This window comes from Bartonella sp. AU15XJBT (assembly GCF_028618615.1).
Taxonomy (GTDB): domain Bacteria; phylum Pseudomonadota; class Alphaproteobacteria; order Rhizobiales; family Rhizobiaceae; genus Bartonella.
On sequence record NZ_JAQITG010000011.1, the window covers coordinates 41788 to 61093 of the forward strand.

Annotated in this window: 13 protein-coding genes and 1 pseudogene; 11 read left to right on the top strand and 3 right to left on the bottom strand. The window is 38.0% G+C overall.

All coding sequences use genetic code 11. The annotated features are described in order from the left end of the window. Positions 1-297 precede the first annotated feature (297 nt). The 3 genes from PVV57_RS06345 to PVV57_RS06355 form a co-directional block, all read right to left on the bottom strand. The gene (locus PVV57_RS06345; RefSeq protein ID WP_273783677.1) at positions 298-1104 is read right to left on the bottom strand and encodes an N-acetylmuramoyl-L-alanine amidase; all 807 of its coding nucleotides are present in this window, start codon (positions 1102-1104) and stop codon (positions 298-300) included. A 1392-nt stretch (positions 1105-2496) separates the two neighbouring features. Next, positions 2497-3228, bottom strand: coding sequence for an alpha/beta fold hydrolase (locus PVV57_RS06350; protein ID WP_273783679.1), 732 nt, complete (start codon positions 3226-3228; stop codon positions 2497-2499). Between the two features lie 264 nt (positions 3229-3492). Then, the gene (locus PVV57_RS06355; protein ID WP_273718878.1) at positions 3493-4689 is read right to left on the bottom strand and encodes a multidrug effflux MFS transporter; all 1197 of its coding nucleotides are present in this window, start codon (positions 4687-4689) and stop codon (positions 3493-3495) included. 1039 nt (positions 4690-5728) lie between these two features. Between PVV57_RS06355 and PVV57_RS06360 the strand changes: the two genes are divergently transcribed. The 11 genes and pseudogenes from PVV57_RS06360 to PVV57_RS06415 all read left to right on the top strand — a co-directional run bounded on the left by PVV57_RS06360 (position 5729) and on the right by PVV57_RS06415 (position 19046). Further along, positions 5729-6817: a TIGR04086 family membrane protein gene (locus tag PVV57_RS06360; protein ID WP_273718879.1), complete on the top strand. Its 1089-nt coding sequence runs from the start codon at positions 5729-5731 to the stop codon at positions 6815-6817. A gap of 222 nt (positions 6818-7039) precedes the next feature. Then, on the top strand, positions 7040-7189 hold the full coding sequence (locus PVV57_RS06365; protein ID WP_273718880.1) for a hypothetical protein: 150 nt from the start codon (positions 7040-7042) through the stop codon (positions 7187-7189). Positions 7190-7253: 64 nt separating this feature from the next. Next, the gene (locus PVV57_RS06370) at positions 7254-8444 is read left to right on the top strand and encodes a hypothetical protein (protein WP_273718881.1); all 1191 of its coding nucleotides are present in this window, start codon (positions 7254-7256) and stop codon (positions 8442-8444) included. Beyond that, positions 8441-9634, top strand: coding sequence for an MFS transporter (locus PVV57_RS06375; protein WP_273783680.1), 1194 nt, complete (start codon positions 8441-8443; stop codon positions 9632-9634). Before PVV57_RS06370 ends, PVV57_RS06375 begins: the two co-directional genes overlap by 4 nt. A 193-nt stretch (positions 9635-9827) precedes the next feature. Further along, on the top strand, positions 9828-10499 hold the full coding sequence (locus PVV57_RS06380; protein ID WP_273783685.1) for a hypothetical protein: 672 nt from the start codon (positions 9828-9830) through the stop codon (positions 10497-10499). Between the two features lie 13 nt (positions 10500-10512). Further along, positions 10513-11766 (top strand): DUF2087 domain-containing protein, encoded by a 1254-nt coding sequence (locus PVV57_RS06385; RefSeq protein WP_273783682.1) that lies wholly within the window; start codon positions 10513-10515, stop codon positions 11764-11766. A gap of 837 nt (positions 11767-12603) precedes the next feature. Next, entirely contained in the window at positions 12604-13782 is a 1179-nt protein-coding gene (locus tag PVV57_RS06390; protein ID WP_273718884.1) for an MFS transporter, read from the top strand. After that, positions 13770-14171: a hypothetical protein gene (locus tag PVV57_RS06395; protein WP_273718885.1), complete on the top strand. Its 402-nt coding sequence runs from the start codon at positions 13770-13772 to the stop codon at positions 14169-14171. The genes PVV57_RS06390 and PVV57_RS06395 overlap by 13 nt, the downstream gene beginning before the upstream one ends. Before the next feature lie 7 nt (positions 14172-14178). Then, complete coding sequence (locus PVV57_RS06400; RefSeq protein WP_273718886.1) at positions 14179-14787, top strand: hypothetical protein; 609 nt, start codon at positions 14179-14181, stop codon at positions 14785-14787. A gap of 1079 nt (positions 14788-15866) precedes the next feature. After that, complete coding sequence (locus PVV57_RS06405) at positions 15867-17042, top strand: MFS transporter (protein ID WP_273718887.1); 1176 nt, start codon at positions 15867-15869, stop codon at positions 17040-17042. A gap of 637 nt (positions 17043-17679) precedes the next feature. Next, positions 17680-19046: pseudogene (locus tag PVV57_RS06415) on the top strand (MFS transporter). The last annotated feature ends 260 nt before the right edge of the window (positions 19047-19306 follow it).

The window sequence follows — 19306 nt, forward strand, 5'->3', positions numbered from 1 at the left end:
TCTATTTTGTTTGAAGCATTCTATCTTGCATGAGCAGCACGCCCCCATTATACTCAGCACCTTAACTTTACACGTTTTTAAAAGAAGTAGAATATTAGGACAAAGAAACAACAAGGCTTAATCTCTGCAAATCATAAAGTTTTCTATAGAATTATATTTCCATAAAACGCCTTACGATTTTAAAACGATAAGTGCTCTTTATTTATATGAAGCCAATCAGCAAAAGCAGAATACCTTAAGAAACAAAAAGCGCTCACACACAATCGTAACCATATTTTCAATTAAAAAATATTGAATTTACGGAAAATATTTATCAACCAACGCATAAAGAACTGCCGCTGTTTCAACATCGAGAATCCCATCATAATTTTCTTGACGAAAATGAAGTTGAAAAGCTCGGATCAAATTTTTGTATCCTATTTCAGTACACGCAGCTGAAGTATCATAGCCATAACATTTTAGCTTCGCCAAAACCTCCTCTTTGGAGGGAAAACTCTTAGAGAATTGTTCTTGATAATGACTCTTTAGTTCATCATCATACCATGCCCCTATACCTGCCCTATAAAGTTCTTTCCATGGAAAAGCTGCTCCCGGATCACTTTTTCTCCCAATGGCAATATCACTATGCCCCACCACATCCGTTGGCATAATATCGGGATAGCGTTGAAGAATATTCAATGCAAGCTCTTTAACGGCATCAATTTGTATTGGATTATAAGGGGGAAAGCTAAACGCCTCGCTATGATGATCCACTAACTCAACGGTCTCTTCTGAAGCATCAGAATGACCGGTCGCTAAATTAACGATTTCAATCCCAATAGATGCATCATTGAGATGACTGTGCCCAGCCCATGAACTCACACCCGCATGCCATGCACGCTCATTTTCATCAACCAGATTAAAAATACGCATATCCTTAAATCCTGCCTCACGATATGTCTGCTCTGAAGGATCAGGAACAAGATAGTGTGCACTAACCTTTTCCCCTGTAAGAGCCATAACCGAAGCTTTAAAATCAAGAGATGTATAATGCATGACAAGAAAACGAACGCGACGATTAAAACTCTTGACAGAACGATAACTGTTGTAATCAATCCGATACATAAAAGCCCTTCCTTTTTCGCTTTAAAAGACCACCTCGTATCACAACAGATAGGACGCGAACCGTTGAAAAGATGTGCAATGAACTTGTAATTTAGATACTAAAAATTACGCCAAAAATTTGTTCATTCACAACATCAACACTCTTACCAACAATCAAGACCCATTTTTATTTCTCCTTAACACATGTATAAAATGTTTTTGACAACATCCACAAACACACCGCATCAAATATTTTCCACACAAATTCCCACATAATGATCAATCGAAAAGAAAATAAAAGCGCAAAACGATCACTTCTTAAATCTTCACATCTTACAAAAAAAAGAACTGTTCCTGTTATCAAATTGAGCAATATCTCGCCTTGAAGCAAACACGTAACTATCGTGTAATCTACACAAAAGCATAAAGGAAACACTTTATGAGCTCTTTACAGCAAATTATGACCAGATAACTGAACGGTATAGATTTGCAATCAACGCTTCACGGACATATTTTTCAATAAAATTTGCAAAGCTTTTCTATCAATGACACTGCTTCTTGTCTTTTCACAACATCTCTCTCTGATTTACAAAGAATATCAATTATTTACAAAGCTTAAGAAACACAAAGTCTCTAGATTACTTTCATATGCTCTTAAATAAAAGATAACATATTCATTTGTAATGATCATTAATCTTTTTTGCGCAGCTTAGATGGAAGAGCCAAATACAGTCAAATTTCTTTTATCTTAAATCTTCTTATATTGAATAAATCAAAGCCATTCATTTGCACATCAAAAGCACAAATGAACATAGAGATAAAAGCCACTGGAGATAAGAAGTAAAAATACTTCTCATAATAGACAAAAACAACATTGTATGATGCATATATCTTATCCTTCTCTAAATAGCAAAATCCATTGCAACCTTGAGCGCTAGAAAAGTGATACCACGAAAATCCAATCGAGCATGAACCTTCAGTATTTTCGCTGATAATATAAAAAATAAAATGCCGCTGAAAACCAATGAGGGATCTTACGGGACGTCTATCCGCAAACAGACCTAACTTTTGGCTCCAGAGAAGAACAGGAGAAAGATATGAAGACTGACGCTCTCTATAAATGAGGAGAAAAGAATTTTTCTACTTCTCTTTGATCTGTTATAGCACCAAGCAAAAGAGCATCACATTCCGAAGTTTTTTACCAAGCGCCTAAGAGAAGATAATCCCCTTCCTGCTTCCAATATTCCCACCCCATATCGCCATAAGCTAACAGTCCCATATTACCAAGCTAACGCCCTATATCACCATAAGTGAATTCAATGGGCAACAGTCATGGGCTCTAAGACCTTCAACGCGCTCCCTCACGGATTTCTGGTCCCAGCCCATCACTCGAGAACACAAGAACTTTCTTTTTCATACTCCCTCCATCCATTCACGAACGATTGCATTCGTCATAACAGGATTATCATCCCACAAACGCGTACCAGCCCCAGAAATTATTCGATATTCATGATTAACACATTGGCTTTTTGTTTGATTATCAACCGTTGCCAGTTGCGATTTTTCACCCACCAACGCTAAAAACTTTCCCTTATACTTAACAATCTCATCTCTAGCATCCAATGCCAATAAGAGTTGAAATCCTCTTGTCATTCGTTCAATGGCCAGGCCTTTTTGATCTTGTGGAATTTCCAAGGCAACTCTTTTTTTCACAACGCCAGAAGGATGCATAAAACTATTGAGCATTTCCAAAGCGCCCAACAAATCATTATTTTCTAAGTGAATCAAAATATCTCCAAGGCGTTGTTGCAAAAGCTTATCTGGATAACCGGGTGCATTGACAGCAAGTACCGCTTGAACATTGGAAAGCCGTGCTGCCAATATTTGTACCAACATGCCAGCCATCGAAAATCCCACAAGCACCGCAGGCTCTTTAAAATACTTGTCCAATTTTTCTATTATAAAAGATACCGTTTCAATAGCAGAATGATTGAGAAAATGAGCACTCTTAGGAAAAAGCGAGAGTGTATCCAGCAGCGTCACTTGAAACCCTTTTGTCTCGCATAGCTTTGTCAATGGAGAACAAAAAGCACCCCCATTCCAAATTGGCATTACAGGAGAAAGAATAACAACAGGAAGACTCAATTAATCAATTCCTTCTCTTGCTTCAAAAAATACATTAAAGCCAACACGCTGTCCCCCAAATGTCATGAAAATACGGGTATGTTAAAAACTCTACACCCATAAAATCCTCCCATAACAGCCAATTTGTCAAATCCAAACGAAGCTTATGACCAATTTTAACCCCTCTCAATCAAACAACTAAATAAAAAAAATCATTCAATGAGAAAGTCCCCATTTGTGTAAAACATCAGAAATATTTATGCATAATACTCTCTATCATTTCACTCAGCTTACTTCTGAAGTCATAAAATGACGCGCTTTTTGAATATAAATGATAAAACCAATCATGCAACACACTGCTAACAAAGTTGCCATAGCCCGTGGGCTATGACCAGAGATTTTTCCGATAACCGCTGCACTGAGTGCCGCACTTCCTAATTGCAAAGAGCCCATAACACCAGAAGCCGCTCCCGCAGCTTTTGGATGCGATGAAATAGCCAGCGCTGTCCCTAACGGCAATAAAAAACCATTGCCAAAAGTAAGAACAGCAATAGCCATAAAACTTGTCACAAGAGGCCATGGACTTAGATACATTTGCAAAGCAAAAAGCACACCGCCTATAACAAAAATAATATACCCTCTCCCCACAGTCTTTTCCATAGACTCGCGTTCAAAAAACCATCGCGCTAAAAAATTCCCTAAAATATAGGGCAACGAGACACCAATATAGCTATAACTAATATGTATTGGCGATAAACCCAAAGTCGTGAGTAAAAAAGGCGACTCCACGATATAAGCAAAATAGGCAGCGTAAGAAAAACACGGAATAAGTGCATAAAAAATAAATTGTTTATTTTTAAGAACGCCCCAATATCCCTTCATAAATCCTACTGGAGAAAAAGGCTGTCTCTTTTGGGGAGGAAGAGTTTCGGTTAGCACAAAACAACACAGCAAAATAGTCAAGGATATAAAAAAGCTTAAAAAGATAAAAGTCGCCTGCCAATGAAAAACTTGTATCAAAAGACCACCAATAAAAGGTGCAAGTGCTGGTGACATTCCAATAAAAGGGAAAACAATCAAATAAAGTTTTCCTGCTGCTTTTTTATCCAATAAATCATTGATAATCGCGCGACTTAAGACAATCCCCGCACAAGCTCCAAGCCCTTGCAAAAAACGTAAGACAAGAAAAGCCTGAATATGAATTGTATAAATTACGCTAATTGTCGTAAATAACCACAAGAATAAGCCTAACAGAAGTGTTTTTTTACGCCCAAAATTATCACTCAGCGGTCCATAAATAAGCTGTCCAAGTGCCAATGCAAACAAAAAAACGGCCACCGCACTTTGAATTTGAGATTGTGTCACTTGATAATACTGACGCATATCTGCCAGTGCTGGTAAAAAAATATCGGTAGAGATCAATCCCCCTGTCGATAAACACACAATAAGTATAATAAATTGCAAAGTATATTTACTATTCATAAATAAAGTCACACTTTTAAAGTTATAGATTGAATATAATCAATTAAAAATAACAGATATAATTACACTTTTTCTTATATATATAAATAATCATAATTAAAAGTGTTATTATTTTACTTTATCAAATTAAATTTCTATTATTTTTTAATCAATAAAATTTTATTCTACATGCTTCACAGGCAAAAATTTACCCCATGAATAAGCTTTTCTTTAACATACACTTTGCTGTAATCTTCCGCTTCTTTTTTCATCAATATCATAAGCAAAAGCACACACTCTCTCCACAGCAATAATGCCACTTTCTATACACGATTCATCAAAGTTGATCGATAAAATGCAAAGCAGAAAAACAATCTCTGACGTCTCTACCCCCAAAAAAACTATGGTATAAATACAGCGTGTAACACAACAATAGCTTAAAGAACCCTATCAACATACATCATTATTGTAAAGCGTTTAAGTCTATCAACTCATAGAGTATAATGACACTTCTGCAAAACACTAAAAAACCCAATATCCAATATATTGTACTTATTTCATAAAAACTTTTTATTTAAGACAAACATAACAAAAATTACCGTCTCATTTATTGACAAATATTATAGAACAAAAAGTTAACACGCTTTCTTCTTTAACTTAATTCATAAGCTCTTATAATATTCTGAGTTGATATCTATTTTTGCCCTAACGCCTGACTTTCTAGCTCTGTTTTATAAAACATTCCTCCCATAAAAACAGTAATATTCTAAGCATATATTCTACTTACTTTATAAGCTAGAGGCCAATAAACGACAGCATTCAATTTTTCAAATTTATTCTCTCCCGTAAAAGATGCAATGATAATATACACCATAGGGAGAAACACGCCTTTCTTTAGGCATAAGTTAGAACTTTTGAATTGTCTATATACCAACGTTTTTCCTCACATAACACAAACGTTAAAGCGCCTTTTCTATTCATTTTCAGCACCTATCCATCTATTTTGGAACATAATTGACAATAAGGCATTGTATCTCCAGCATATTCAAGGAGATAAAACATGGAAACCCGCATTCCTGAAAACACACCTTTCGATACGAATTTTCTAGGGCAGACATCCCTAGAGACAGAATATCCTTTTTTTCAAACACCCATTTCATGGTCCGCCATTTTTGCCGGACTGGTAACGGCTCTTGCAACCTCAATCTGCCTCTCTTTTTTGGTAGGAGCATTAGGATTGAGCCAAATGGATTTTACCTCTTCAACCCCTTTTGAAGGCTCTTTCCTCTCCTTTAGCATTGGCTCTCTTATCGTTATGCTGATAAGTCTTGCTTTGGGAGGCTTTGTGGCTGGGCGTTTTGCCGAAACCGCTGGGGTTCTTCATGGTTTCTTAACCTGGGCTCTCATAACACTTCTTATGACCCTCCAAGCCATTCATGTGGTTTCAAGCACAGCAAAAATAGGAGCTCAAACAGCCCTAGAAAACAGCTCCATGATCGAAAAGACCATAGACAGTTTCAAAACAAATATTTCCCCCCTGCTTACAAAATTAAACAGTGAAGATTTTGCAAAGTTTTTGACAAAAAACAGCGATGGTGGCATCAATTTTGACCAACTTGGCAATGAATTGCGCACCCTTCTCCATAAAAGCGATATACCTGCTCTCAACCCTGAGCGCTTAAAAACATCTTATCAAGCAGCACTCAATGATATTGGTTCTGCGATAACAGCTTTTAAAAAGGACCCTTCTCACTACCGCCAGACTTTAAAAAATCTTGGTGAACGTCTTTCTGATCGTGTAGAAGATCTCACGACAAAGTTTGATCGAGGCGATATCATCAATGCTCTCATAAAAGATGGCATGCCCCGTGCAGATGCACAAACAGCAACCAACCGTGCCCTTCATATTTATCAAAGTGCAGAGGAAAAAACGCAAAATGCGATAAAAGCGCTGGAAGAACGAGCTGAAAGTCTCTCTGACAATCTTGAAGATACGATCAAGGGTGCAAAAAACACAGCCACGAAAGTGACGAACACAGCCTCAAAGATGGGATGGTGGGGCTTTTTAGGCAGTCTGATAGGCGCTTTTGTTTCCAGTATTTGTGGTTATTATGGTTACAGAAGCCGTAAGGACACTTTCAAGTTTTAAGACTTTTACCTCTAAAGCAAACCGAGAAAAAGCTGCACGCATAGTGCAGCTTTTTTGTGAAACTTTTTTGATCACTCTAAAATTCAACCCTCTTATTTAAAATGCTCTTTGCAATCAACATTGTATTTGATAAAAATAAAATCCATGCTAAGGTGAAATGAATGGTAATCTTTTTATTTTGGTTATCAGTGATTTTTTTATCAACTATAAGGGGGGAAATATATGAATATTTCACTTAATGAAGTAGAAGATGTTATTGAATTGGCTGCTGAGGAAGTTGTGCCAATTGTGATGAATAGTAAATATGCTCAGCGCAGCAATGTTCAAGTTTATCAAGATGAGCTTGATATGAATGGTTTGTTGGAAGTTTAATGATGTATTGTTGATGCAAATCTTCTTATACATCCAACTTTAAAAATTAAGCTTATTTAATAGCATGTTTCAGTTATTTTCAGAGAGCTTTTCTCAAAAAATTTGGGCTAAGCAAGCAGCTGAATTATCAATTTCACACATCCCTTTCGATGAAAGGGATGTTTTGAGTGCTTTAAGACAATACGCTCTACATCCTCATAAACTCTTAGCTCTTAATCCTAAATCCGAAGTAGTAACAGTGGTTAATGGAGTACGGAGTCCACATCCTCTTCCAAACTTTCTTGTTTTAGATACGGATAGAACTATAGAAGAATATACTGCCCGCATTGACCAATATGCCGAAGGGCAAGAATGGGCGGTCATGTATTATGGGTTATACGCTGCGACCCCTGCACTGTGGGATGCAACAAAACAGTTTGCAGATCAATTAGCACATTCTTTAGGTTTTAGACCCGGTGGACGCGTGGATATTGACTGCTTCATAGGCCGATATGCTTCTACCTATGTTGGGGTCCATGTGGATCACGCCCATAATTTTGGTTTTACGCTACAGGATGGCAAAACAATGTTTGCTTGGCCTAGCACACGAAGAGACCTCCAAGGGCTAAAATATCCTGAATATGAGCAACATAAAACAACAGCAATTGCGCTGCAAAATCTGACAGACCGCGTTGCCTATTTTCCCCATGATGCCTTCCATGTTGCCGAAACGGAAGAAAAGATTGCTGTAAATATCAATGTCGCTTTTTGGGAAACAGCACACGATGCACAACACCATAGAGATTATGTCACGCATTTACTCCATCTTGATGATCGAACGCGACATGATATCCGCACATCAGGAAGAGCAAATTTAAACCCTGATAATGCTTTTCAGCACTCCGCACTAAACTCTGCCATCGCACATGGTACCTTAAAACGCCATATGCTGGTTTTTCAATTAATTAACGATACAAGTTCGCGTTTATGTGTCGGTCGTCCCCTTATTGACGTCTCCGAAATTGAAAGTGAAATCACTCTTCACCCACTCGCGACCCTCCAATGGGTACCATTACTAGAAACAAAAGAACTCCTCATCGCGGCAAATGGGCATTGTGCCAGTTTCGAGTATAGCTCTCATTTAGAGAGCTTCCTTTCCCAACTTTCATCCGGAAAAAAATTAGATCTAGCAAAATTAAATGATAAATCCTACAGATATGCGCAGGAGGAAATTTTAAAAGCCGTAAAAGCTTTAGCATCTTGGGGGGCATTGTGACAAAGAAAAAATCTATAATTTTCGCCCATATGGGACTTTTGTTCGTTTTGTCTCTTAGCAGCTTTGCCGATGAAACGGCTCAAGTCACTTTTGCTTTACACTTAGCAGAAAGTACAGCCTCCATTTCAATGCTGCTTTTTGCAGGGCTTATAGGAGGAATTTGCGCAGGTCCCATTGCACCACGTCTTTTGCATCACTTCCAACCAGTACACACAGTCACTGTTGTTTTATTGTTTGAAGCGCTTTTCATAGCCACAGCTGCAATCGCCAACCAGTTTTGGCTTTATATTGCCCTTTCTTTCGCACTAGGTTGTGCTGGTTCAATCTTTTGGTCTGCTATTCTTGTTGCGGTACCTGACTTCGCAAAAAATGATCAGCAATTAGACCGTATCAACCGCATTGTCCAAACGGTTCGTAATCTTGGCTATATTGCTGGACCACTGTTAGGAGGCATGTTGTATGGTTTATCAAACGGGCAAAAAGGGCTCTTTGCACTATCCATCATGGTTCTCTGTGCAGCCTTAATCACCACTTGCTGTTTTAAAAGTTTAAAAATGCATGTGCCAACAACAAGCACAACACAGCCAACCAAAAAGGGACTAGATTTAAAAGGGCTCTTGCGTAAAAAAAAGGTTGTCTCTGCTCTTGCCCCCCTCATCATTACCATCATCCTCACCTCCACCCTCAATGTATTGTCGATTGTCCGCATCCGCACCGAGCTATCCTTCAGTGCACAAACTTATGGAATGATCAGCAGCATGATCAGTCTTGGCCTTGTGGTTGGTCCACTCTGCTTCTCTAGCCTTTTCCACCGCCTTGGCAATGCCGCTGGAGCATCACTGGCTGCCGCAATCATTGGTTTGGCCATTTTCTGTTTTTCCTTAACACCACTTATATGGCTCATGATGCTGTCATTTTTTATCCTTGGGAGTGCCAACGGTGTGCAAAATGCACTCATGGCAAGTTTTATGATGAAAGCCATCCCAAAAGAACAACGAAACAGTCAAATGCCCGCCTATATCTTCATCATACAAACAGCCGTGTGCATTGGTTTTATCAGTGCAGGTTTTGTAAAAGTGCATCACACCCAATACACACTCCTTATCATCAGCATCATTACCATGATCACAGGCATTTTAGGCTTTATCGTCAACAGCGCTCTGCAAAAAAAGGAATGGGAGAATGCTTAACAAACTTTACCACCTTGTCTCTTAAAAAACATGCCCTAGAAATGACATGACAATTATCATCCGATCAAATCGTTGTATCTCCGATGCGTCTTTATAACAACCAATATAATTTTAATAAACCACTCCCGTGTGGAGGAGCGAACAATCATTGCCAAAACTTGATATTTTAAAGCAAAAAAAAACCGATAACATCATGCAACAAGATCCTATAGGCTTAAATTTTTACCATGGAACAGGCGGTTATGTATGGCAATTAGCAGAAACCCTGCAACATGATTTGAATGAAAACATCCACACCCTTGCCTTACAAAAACCCACACCACCCATAGCAATCAATTCTTTTACCGTTTACCCACGCAAATTAGACTCCCTAGCACACGTTCAATGGGAAAAAGATGTACAGATAATAAAAAATAAACCGGCACTCATTGGCAAACGCCAACTTCAACCTATCACCGTTGTTTCCATCAAAAGCAGAGCTTTTGGTGGATTTGATGTAGAAACCTTTACAGCGCTTCATGAGGGCTGTTCTGTCCAATCCTTGAAAGAAATCAAACTCAATGGTTGCCTTTTTGACGCAGACAATCTTTTGATATCACTGCTACGACACGGTCTCATTCAAACAGATCAACAAGCCTTTTCAAAAGATCATGCAACAGCGCTTTTACGAGAGTCAACATGTCGTATTGTCAATTCTTCTCTTGGGTCCCTTGCCATTAATCAACTTAATGGACGCACAATCCGGCTGAATGAAAAAACCAAACCTCTCTTACAAAAAGCCACAACAGAAATACATCTTCAACACCCCATAGAACAAACAACAACATTTTTCATCAAAGCAGGAATGCTACGCTTGGTAAAATGATAAGGATCAAAAGATGCCTCTGATAAGACCCGGTATGGGAACAGAAAACAGTATTGAGCTTCTTTACACGCTCATTCAAATGGCAAGACCACGCACAGTCATTGAAATCGGTGCGGGGGATAGTACGCGCTTGATTGCTAAAGCACTGCAAAAAGCAAAACAAGCATGGCAACAAGATAAAAAACTTTTAGAATCCTCCACTTGGGAAGAACGTACAGCTTTACTTGATCCTTCAGGGATTCCTGAAAATTACGAACCTCGACTTATCACCATTGATGATTTTTCAGCAGAAGGCCAATCAGCCGAAGAAGCATGGCAAAAACTACTCCAAGACGAGCGTATTGAAAAAAACATGGTAACATTTATGAATGAGAATTTCTTCTCTCTCGATGAAAGCACTCTCAAATCTTGGGGACCAATAGATTTTGCTTGGCTTGATGCTGGAACGCCCGCAGATGATGTACGATTTGTTATAACCCTTTGGGAACACATCACCGCTGGTGGTTATCTCTGTTTGCATGAACCAACCATGACAACAACCGTTGCTCTTAATGGCGCTCAACGGGTTAGATGCGTTAGAACCCCTTTGTGGGAAGAAATTCTCTACCGCCTTGATGGCTCCTATGAAGCTTTAACCCTTCCCGAAAATCACAAATATCGCCAAAATGGTCTGGGGATTATTCGCAAACGCACCCCTACTGAGCAAATTGTACGCTCACAATCGCTCCAAGCAGAACTCATCGAGATCAATGAACTGCCCCTTCGCAATGATCTTTTGCCCATGGGACAAGAAACACTTCACAAACGCAACACGACCAATTCACTGATTTCTGCCATGACTTCACCAGCACTGCGCACTGTTTACGCTGCTATTATCCTTGGTGCAAAAAATCTTTCTGATATCCTAAAAACTGTCGATTGTGATGCCAAAACTATTCACAAATCGATCAATCGTCTTTTGAATCTTGGTCTTATTCAAAATACAACTGCAGGATTTCAAACGGAAGAGACACCGTGGAAAATGCTCGAAAGTAAAAATGAGCGGAACAGGGAAAATTTAAGCAACCGCCATTTAGAAACAGAAGAGATGCTATCAAAAATTGGTGAAGCCTTTCAGAAGGAAAAAATCTATAGTGAAACAGAAGTTTCCAAGATATGCAATCTCTTTACTGTAGATTTTGCCAGATTACGACGCACCCTCGTTGAGAGAGGATTTTTACAACGCCATGGGGGAAAATATCAGCGCATGCTCTCAAAAGAGAATTGAATGAAGATTAATTAATGCAATCGTCTTTCTTCTATACTTCAAGCAAATGCATAACCTTCCACTAAAAAAATATAATTTCATGAAAAACTTACAAAATCATTCATCTCATTCATATGTTGACAATCTATGAAGATGAGAGCACACTCCTCATAAGAAATGCAATGGGAAAAAACAAAAACGTGGAGTATTAAGTGATGATCAAAGAAAATTAGGAACAGTCAAAATCATCAGAAGCAGATATGGGATCAAGATCTCAATGCTCTTCCCAATTGTTGCGCGAACATCAGGGCGCAATGTTGTTGCTCAATCAGGGAAAATTTTTGATTTTATGTCATGTTCCTATCTGAGGCTACAACGTCCCCCAGTATGAAATGATGCCATAAAGTCTTCCGTAGAGAGATTTGGTGTATAATATGCAACCGCACAAACGTGTGCGAAATGTATATTATTTGATCAGCTTGCGTTAAAGTTAAACACTATTTTTCTCGATCCCCCTTCTGTCATATTTCATTCCTATCAAGAAAATTAGTTTTTATGAAATTCCGCATACCTCAAGGAAACGACACTATTAGAAATGCTGCACATGGCAGCAAAAGTACGATTCTGACAAAAGAAACTTTTATAAGCACCTATGGTAAGGAAAAATTCTATCCTAAAATGATTACTCTTTCTAAAAATATCGTAGAAAAAACAATATTCTTGCAGTGGACTGGCTTGTAAATCAGGAAGGATACGATTTCAACGAAATGTGTACAGCAAAAACAGAGCTCATAAAACTCCCTAAAAAGATACAACAAAATGTATTTGATCATTTAACGACACTTCTATGGAAATTCCATGGGCAAAAATAAAATAACTTGTTTCATTTATAGCGCCGTTTTTCTTTCTGAATCTTCCTTTTTCTTTGTACTGCCTCTGATTGGAAACTCTTCTCTCATAACTGCTGCCAATATTGCATTGTATCTCGCTGGATCAGTAATCCTTGAAAGCATTCTCATGGTAACCACAACGGGTTTATTAGAAAGATTTTCGCGTAAACTTTTAATGGCTACCGCCTTTATTTTAAGGAGTATAGCTTTTCTGTACGTTATCTTATCGCTTACACCTTCTGCATGGTTGATCTTTTTTACCTTAATGGCTTTTTCGAAAGCAATTTCAAAGCCATTTTTGAGAGAAATTTTATCAGAACATCTCAATGGAAGTACTCTTAAACGCGCATTAACTCTCTATTCTTTTTTTCAAAACGCTGCCGTCGTTATAGCCCCTCTCGTTGCAATGAGTGCCATAAAATACAACGCATCAGCTTTTCTCATGGCTTTTTTTGCACTCATTGGTTTGTATCTTTGTGTTTTATCCATTCAAATTGTTTATCACTACCCCCATAAAACATTATCTCTTGAAAAGGATAAAAAAACAAAGAAGCCTTTTCTTTCTTCTTTAAAAACAATAATCCATAATCGTTCTATTGCTTATTTGCTGGTCACGGCTTTTCTTTGTACATTCCTCATGGGAATTTTCATCACCACCACAACACTCCTCAATAAATTTGACAGTAATCTCGCTCCTTATAGTGGGATTTTCTTTTCAATTGTTGGCATCAGCATTTGTATCTGCCAGGGAATAATCAATAAACATCTTAGCCTTTCTGATAAATCAACTTTCTACCTATTATGGCTTATGGGAACTTTCGCTGCATTTTTCCTCATGGGTAGTGTCTTTACCGCTGTGACTGCGTTAATTTCCTACAGTGTCTATGAATCTGTCATAATTCCAGAGATATACTATCAAGCAGGGAAAAAAACTGCATCCGTCTCTTCCAGTGTTCTTTTTAGTTATATTCTTGTTGTTTCAAATATTGGCCAAGCCGCCGGCTCATGGACAAGTGGATGGATCATCAGCCATTTCAACCAGCATATCGCTTTCACCTTTTGCATGATTGTTGGTGTCTCCGCCTTTGCTTCTTGCCTTTGCCTCATGCAAACTAAAAAAAATAAGGAACTTCAATGTCACATATAATTTTTGCTACTGGGGGCACAACAAGGGTGCCCAAAACACTTCGCCATAAATGGCTCAATTATGAGTTTGTAACACACTCTGCGGCAAAGAAGCTCGAAACTGTCTTTAAAGATTGCTCTGTAAACGCCGTTGCAAATTGTCTCACAGCTGGAGGATTATGGGGGGGATTTTTATTTACCCATGAAATTTGTCGCCTTCTCAAAGTACCATATTATCCATTTGCCTCTATGATTGATCTTGAAACTTTGAGCTCAGCTATCGAAGAATTTTCTATCGACACCATCATTTTCCTGCCAAGTTTTGCGGATAAACTTATTACGATATCTCGGAAACAAAAATTTAAATCTCTAAAAAACCTATTCTATTTTGAAAGAAGCCTTTCAAGGTGAATTTTTTTTGAAAATAAAAGATATAATCCCTGACTTAAGGGTAAAACCTCTTAGCTTTACCACTCAAGAAACTGGTCCAATAGGATTCCAGTGTTCTGGACTTGGAGGTGACATCTATCATCTTTATGATCACATTCAAATAAAATCAAATCCTGAAAATGATGAATTAATCGTATCCGTTTTTTATCCTAATGATGTACCATTACTTGAACACGCCACAGGTGACGTTGTTCATATTGTCTATCATCAATCATGTAACTGTGGTTACCGTGGACATAACTTACACCTCAAAGGAAGAACACCATCTTTTTATAATATCATGGGAACTTCAATTTCTGTACACGATTTCACAAAGACCTTGAATCTTCTAGGCAGCGATATTTCGGCTATGGATATTCAGCTCATTATAGTCAATCAATGCGAAAATGGTGTTGGCGTTTTATTGTTTATTGATTCACGTTATAATTTTGAAAGAAACGCCCTTTTATCATCACTCTCATCCTCTTATCTGATAAAAGATATAATCAATAAATCTCAATTTTTCCATGTTTGCTTTATGAGTAAAGCTCAATTTATTCAATCTTCAAGCTCTGCAAAAATAAAATCCCCTAAATAAAATCTCTTTGTCCAAACATCTGAATACCCTATAGTCCCTAATGATGATTTAGTGGAAATTAAATAAGTTAAGATTATAGCTTCACAGATAAATCCTTATAGTTCATTGTTCTTTCCTTCATAGTTTTTTCTTCTTAGCACGCGTACAACGTGCATTTCCATGGTTGCATTTCGAATGGAATAAAAAATAAACAGTATTTGAAACTTTTTTTACAAAATAATTCTCATTAAGATAAAATAAAGAATGGATTTTTTCTTTGTTAAAGCATTAACATTTGGCTAGGTTTATCGAAGAAGAAGATTTCGATATTCAATGACATCTCCTTACCCTCAATAAAGAGATGTATTTTCATGAACTGAGGTATATAAAAAGCAAATATCTTACTGCTATTGAATGCGATACATTTAATCATGCGGAAATTATCAACCTTACAGATACGTGGGCAGCCAATGTCAACAAAGTCTCTGCTCTTTTAAATGTAAAACCCCAAATGCTTATGCAAATAATATCTGTAGAGACAAAACACAGCTAAGAAAAATCTTTTTGGAAAAAGATCTCAATAAAAGGACAAGCAACTGTTATTAAACGTGACGCTTTCCAAGCAGAACATGACCTCTCCTACCCTGTCCTTCTTAAAGAGCCATATGGAATTGGATCCAAAACGTATGGTTTGCAGTTGTTAAAAGAAATCCAAGGCGAGCCAAGAGGACAAATTGGTAAAGCACTTTGCTAAGCTTTTAAAATATCTCCCTTTTAAAATATCTCCCAAGGATTTTTAGAATGTGCATCTCCAAAAAGGGAAAAGCCATCTGTACGCTTTAGCAAAGAATAGGCACTCAAAAAATACAGAGGTCAAAATTTCTCACTGCCAAAACAACAGGAACATTTAAGCATATACACTTAGAAATATACAGTACACGCCCCCCTCTCACCTCACATCTTACAGGAACAAAATTCTCAGCCTCATGGGACCAACCTCTGTATCAGGATTTTATTTACCACTGGTATAGCTGCAAAAACAGCGTTATTAAAAACACCCTCTAAAGCAAATAAAATAAATATTGTGGTGGAAAAATTAAATGTTACGTAAAATTCTCAGTTTCAAGGCAAGCGTACACCTTGTTCTCATCACCACTCTTTTGAGCAATGTTGGAGTCTTTATGGTCGTTCCTTTTTTGGCGATCTACTTAAGCAAATTGAATTCCCTCAGTGCAATAGAAGTAGGTAGCATCATGGGAACAGCTTTTTGGTGCCAAAGAGCAGGCTCCCTTTTAGGAGGAATACTTTCCGATTATGTGCATATCAAAAAAACCATGCTTTTGGGTTTAGCAATGCGGATTCCAGGTTATCTTACCATTGGTTTTACGCATAATTTTTATATCCTGCTCCTCTCCTGCATCTTTATCGGACTAGGAAGCAGTATGTATTTTCCTGCTGCAAAATCTTTTTTAGTAAAAAACGTCTCGACAGCTGACAAAGTTGATATTTTAGCCACCAGAGCGATTTTTGCCAACATAGGGACAGCCATTGGCCCATTACTTGGAATGCTCATTTTAAAAATTCATCCTCATCTATTATTTAGCCTCGTTGGGTTTATTTTTGTTTTATTATTTCTTCTCAACTGCACATTAAAAGAAAGTCCGGGTACCAGCACACTCAGTAAAATAAATTTTTCTGATTTTCAAAAACTGCTTACCAACAAGATGATGCTTCGTGTAACATTTTTTACGTTTTTATTTACCTTTCTCTACATACAACTCGAAGTCACGATCCCTCTGTTTGGTGACCAAACTTTTGGGAGAAGTGCCCCCTCATACATTTTTCTCCTCAATGCCCTTATTGTTATCTTTTTCCAAATACCTATCTCAAGATGGTCTTGTAGGAAAAATTCTAAAATGCCTATAATATTATCTTTTGTATTTTTTGGGCTCTCATTCTTTATTCTCCACACTCTTGATCATTCTTATCTGTGCCTCTTCTTAGCAATCATCCTTTTTACCTTTTCTGAAATCATCATGCGCATACGCCTCGATTATGATGCCACAAATATAGATGAACGCCTTATTGCTAGTGCTTTTGGCATCATGAGTTTGTCAAGTGCTTTTGGAGGAATGGCAGGAAGTTACTTCGGTTCTCTCTTATACAACAAAGCTGTTTTTGGTTTATCCGCTTGGCAAATGTTGAGTATTGCCTCTTTCAGTGCTGCTCTTCTCTCTCTCCTGCTCTTCATGAAAAAGGAAAAAAAGCAAACCTGAAAAAATGCTCTCTTTGATTAAGCCTCTTTGATATAACTTTTCTTATAAACTGCTTAAAGCCATTTATACAATTGTTACTATGTATAAAAACTCAAAAATTTAAAAGAACAAAGTGTTTATTTCTTGTGATGCAACCTCAGAAATACTACGCCTTACTTCTCTTGTTCAAGCTTATACCGTCCCCCCCCCAATCAAACGATAGAGTTGGTGAGATTCTCGTTGACGGCTAATTTTCTGTTTTTTTGCATACTTCGAACAGCGACCGGTAATCCTGATATTTTTGTAAATCCCAATAATTTCACCTCAGAATGTAAACAGGCTCGTAAAACTGAATAAAAACGACAAACCATTTGACCTTTGGAGCAGAGCAGACATCTGTTTTTCTCCCATGCAGAGAGAATTGACAGCAAACAGACTCCTCGCTAAACTCACCAAGATCAGCTTAAACAATAGTTGCATTTGGGAGGGAAAGAGGGATACGCAAGGAGAATATTGAGAGAGGAGCATTGGGTAAATCATCAGCGCTTCCAATCACATTCACCCCGATATCACAGTCCTCACAAACAGGGGTTCATTCTCAAAACCTATGATTTATGGGGAGTCAATATTTTAAAGAACATCCGCAGGGGGCATAAGAATGCAAAAGAGAGATTCCTATAGCAAATCAGAAAAGTATGTCATTTATACCGTCATTATTTCCAGTATACTGCCCTTGCTCGATGGAAGCATTGTTAATGTCATCCTCCCCAGACTTGCGCATTATTTTTCAGCGGGAGAAAATAATATACAATGGATTGTAACCTCCTATTTTCTCGCCACCGTGCCCGGACTTTTGATGGCCGCTTTTATGCAAGGGAGAATAGGAATCAAAAAAACTTGGCTGCTTGCAAACTGCATTTTTATGCTTGGATCATTGGGAGTAGGATTAAGCTATAATTTTCAAACCATTATCTCTGCCCGTATCATTCAAGGTTTTGGAACAGGTCTCTTATTGCCCCTAAGCCAAACTATTATCGCCTTACAATTTGGACAGACACGGGTGCGCCAAGCCATGGGAACCATAGCCGTACCAACGCAACGGTTTTTGCTCCAGCCTTTGGTCCACTGGTGGGCGCTTCAATTGCTCAGTATGTATCCTGGCGGTTGTTATTTTTTATCAATATTCCCCTTATTCTCTTGGCTCTCACCATTGGAGCAAAACATTTAAAAACCAACGAAACAGAAAAAACAAAATTTAACTTACTGGCATTTTTAACCTTTTCCCTATCCCTTATTTCGTTTTTTTACCTCACAGAAGCTAGAAACATCAATAACAACAACATCCTCTCTATCATAGCACTGATAGCAGTAATCTCTCTCATATTGTTCATTGTTTCTAATCAGAAAGCAAAAAACAAATTAATCATCTTTAGTGGATTTACAAATGTACGTTACACATTGCTCATGATCATGGGGCTTATTGCTTCCTTTCTTTTTTATAGCTTTCTTGTTTATTTCCCCTTAGCACTCGCGGAAGAGCCCCATGAAAAGAGCCTTCTCCTCATCGGTGCCCTCCTTGCTCTACAAGGCGTGGGAGCATGGATCGGCAGGAAATTTATTTACCAGAAATGGAAAGAAAAATCGCCCTTTTTTATGATCGGAATTGGTTTGCTGATATCAAGCTTTGGTATATTATGCTTTGGCTATACGATAAGCATGGATGGGCTGGGATTCTTACTAAGGGGTATAGGGCTTGGCATCACCACCATTGTATGTCTGTCCGCCCCCATACAATATGTCAACAGTTTATACGTTAAAGATACGGCGGTGATCACACGCATATTACAGCAAATAGGTGGTGCTTTGGGCGGTGTATTTGCTGGCTATTTGCTCCATACACTGACAAAAGGATACTTCTCCCTCAACCAAACATATTTCATATTCTTCCTATTTTCTATCGCTGCATTTTTACTGTTTTGCCTAGCACTCTTCTTATCACGCAAAGAAAAGAGCGCAAATCTATGAGATCCTTTGTTTGAACACCATAACATTTGCAATGGTGACAAGATTATAGAACATTTGTTATGGTGGAAAAATACCAATATACTGGCCCCTCTACTCCAGCCTTCATCATTTTAAAAAAGAATGTTAAGCTAACAGGCTCTTTACACTCTAACATTGCGCCCCTCCAACACTTGTTCTGTTTGTCATGTTATGTTTTTTTGTGGGATTTAGAGATTTCTAAAAACCTATTATAATATGGGATTTTAGCGTTTTTTAAAATA

Bases quoted from the DNA above. Each gene is read 5' to 3' on its own strand.
- PVV57_RS06345 (WP_273783677.1), bottom strand. From the start codon at position 1,104: ATGTATCGGATTGATTACAACAGTTATCGTTCTGTCAAGAGTTTTAAT.
- PVV57_RS06355 (WP_273718878.1), bottom strand. From the start codon at position 4,689: ATGAATAGTAAATATACTTTGCAATTTATTATACTTATTGTGTGTTTA.
- PVV57_RS06360 (WP_273718879.1), top strand. From the start codon at position 5,729: ATGGAAACCCGCATTCCTGAAAACACACCTTTCGATACGAATTTTCTA.
- PVV57_RS06365 (WP_273718880.1), top strand. From the start codon at position 7,040: ATGAATATTTCACTTAATGAAGTAGAAGATGTTATTGAATTGGCTGCT.
- PVV57_RS06370 (WP_273718881.1), top strand. From the start codon at position 7,254: ATGTTTCAGTTATTTTCAGAGAGCTTTTCTCAAAAAATTTGGGCTAAG.
- PVV57_RS06380 (WP_273783685.1), top strand. From the start codon at position 9,828: ATGCAACAAGATCCTATAGGCTTAAATTTTTACCATGGAACAGGCGGT.
- PVV57_RS06385 (WP_273783682.1), top strand. From the start codon at position 10,513: ATGCCTCTGATAAGACCCGGTATGGGAACAGAAAACAGTATTGAGCTT.
- PVV57_RS06390 (WP_273718884.1), top strand. From the start codon at position 12,604: ATGGGCAAAAATAAAATAACTTGTTTCATTTATAGCGCCGTTTTTCTT.
- PVV57_RS06395 (WP_273718885.1), top strand. From the start codon at position 13,770: ATGTCACATATAATTTTTGCTACTGGGGGCACAACAAGGGTGCCCAAA.
- PVV57_RS06405 (WP_273718887.1), top strand. From the start codon at position 15,867: ATGTTACGTAAAATTCTCAGTTTCAAGGCAAGCGTACACCTTGTTCTC.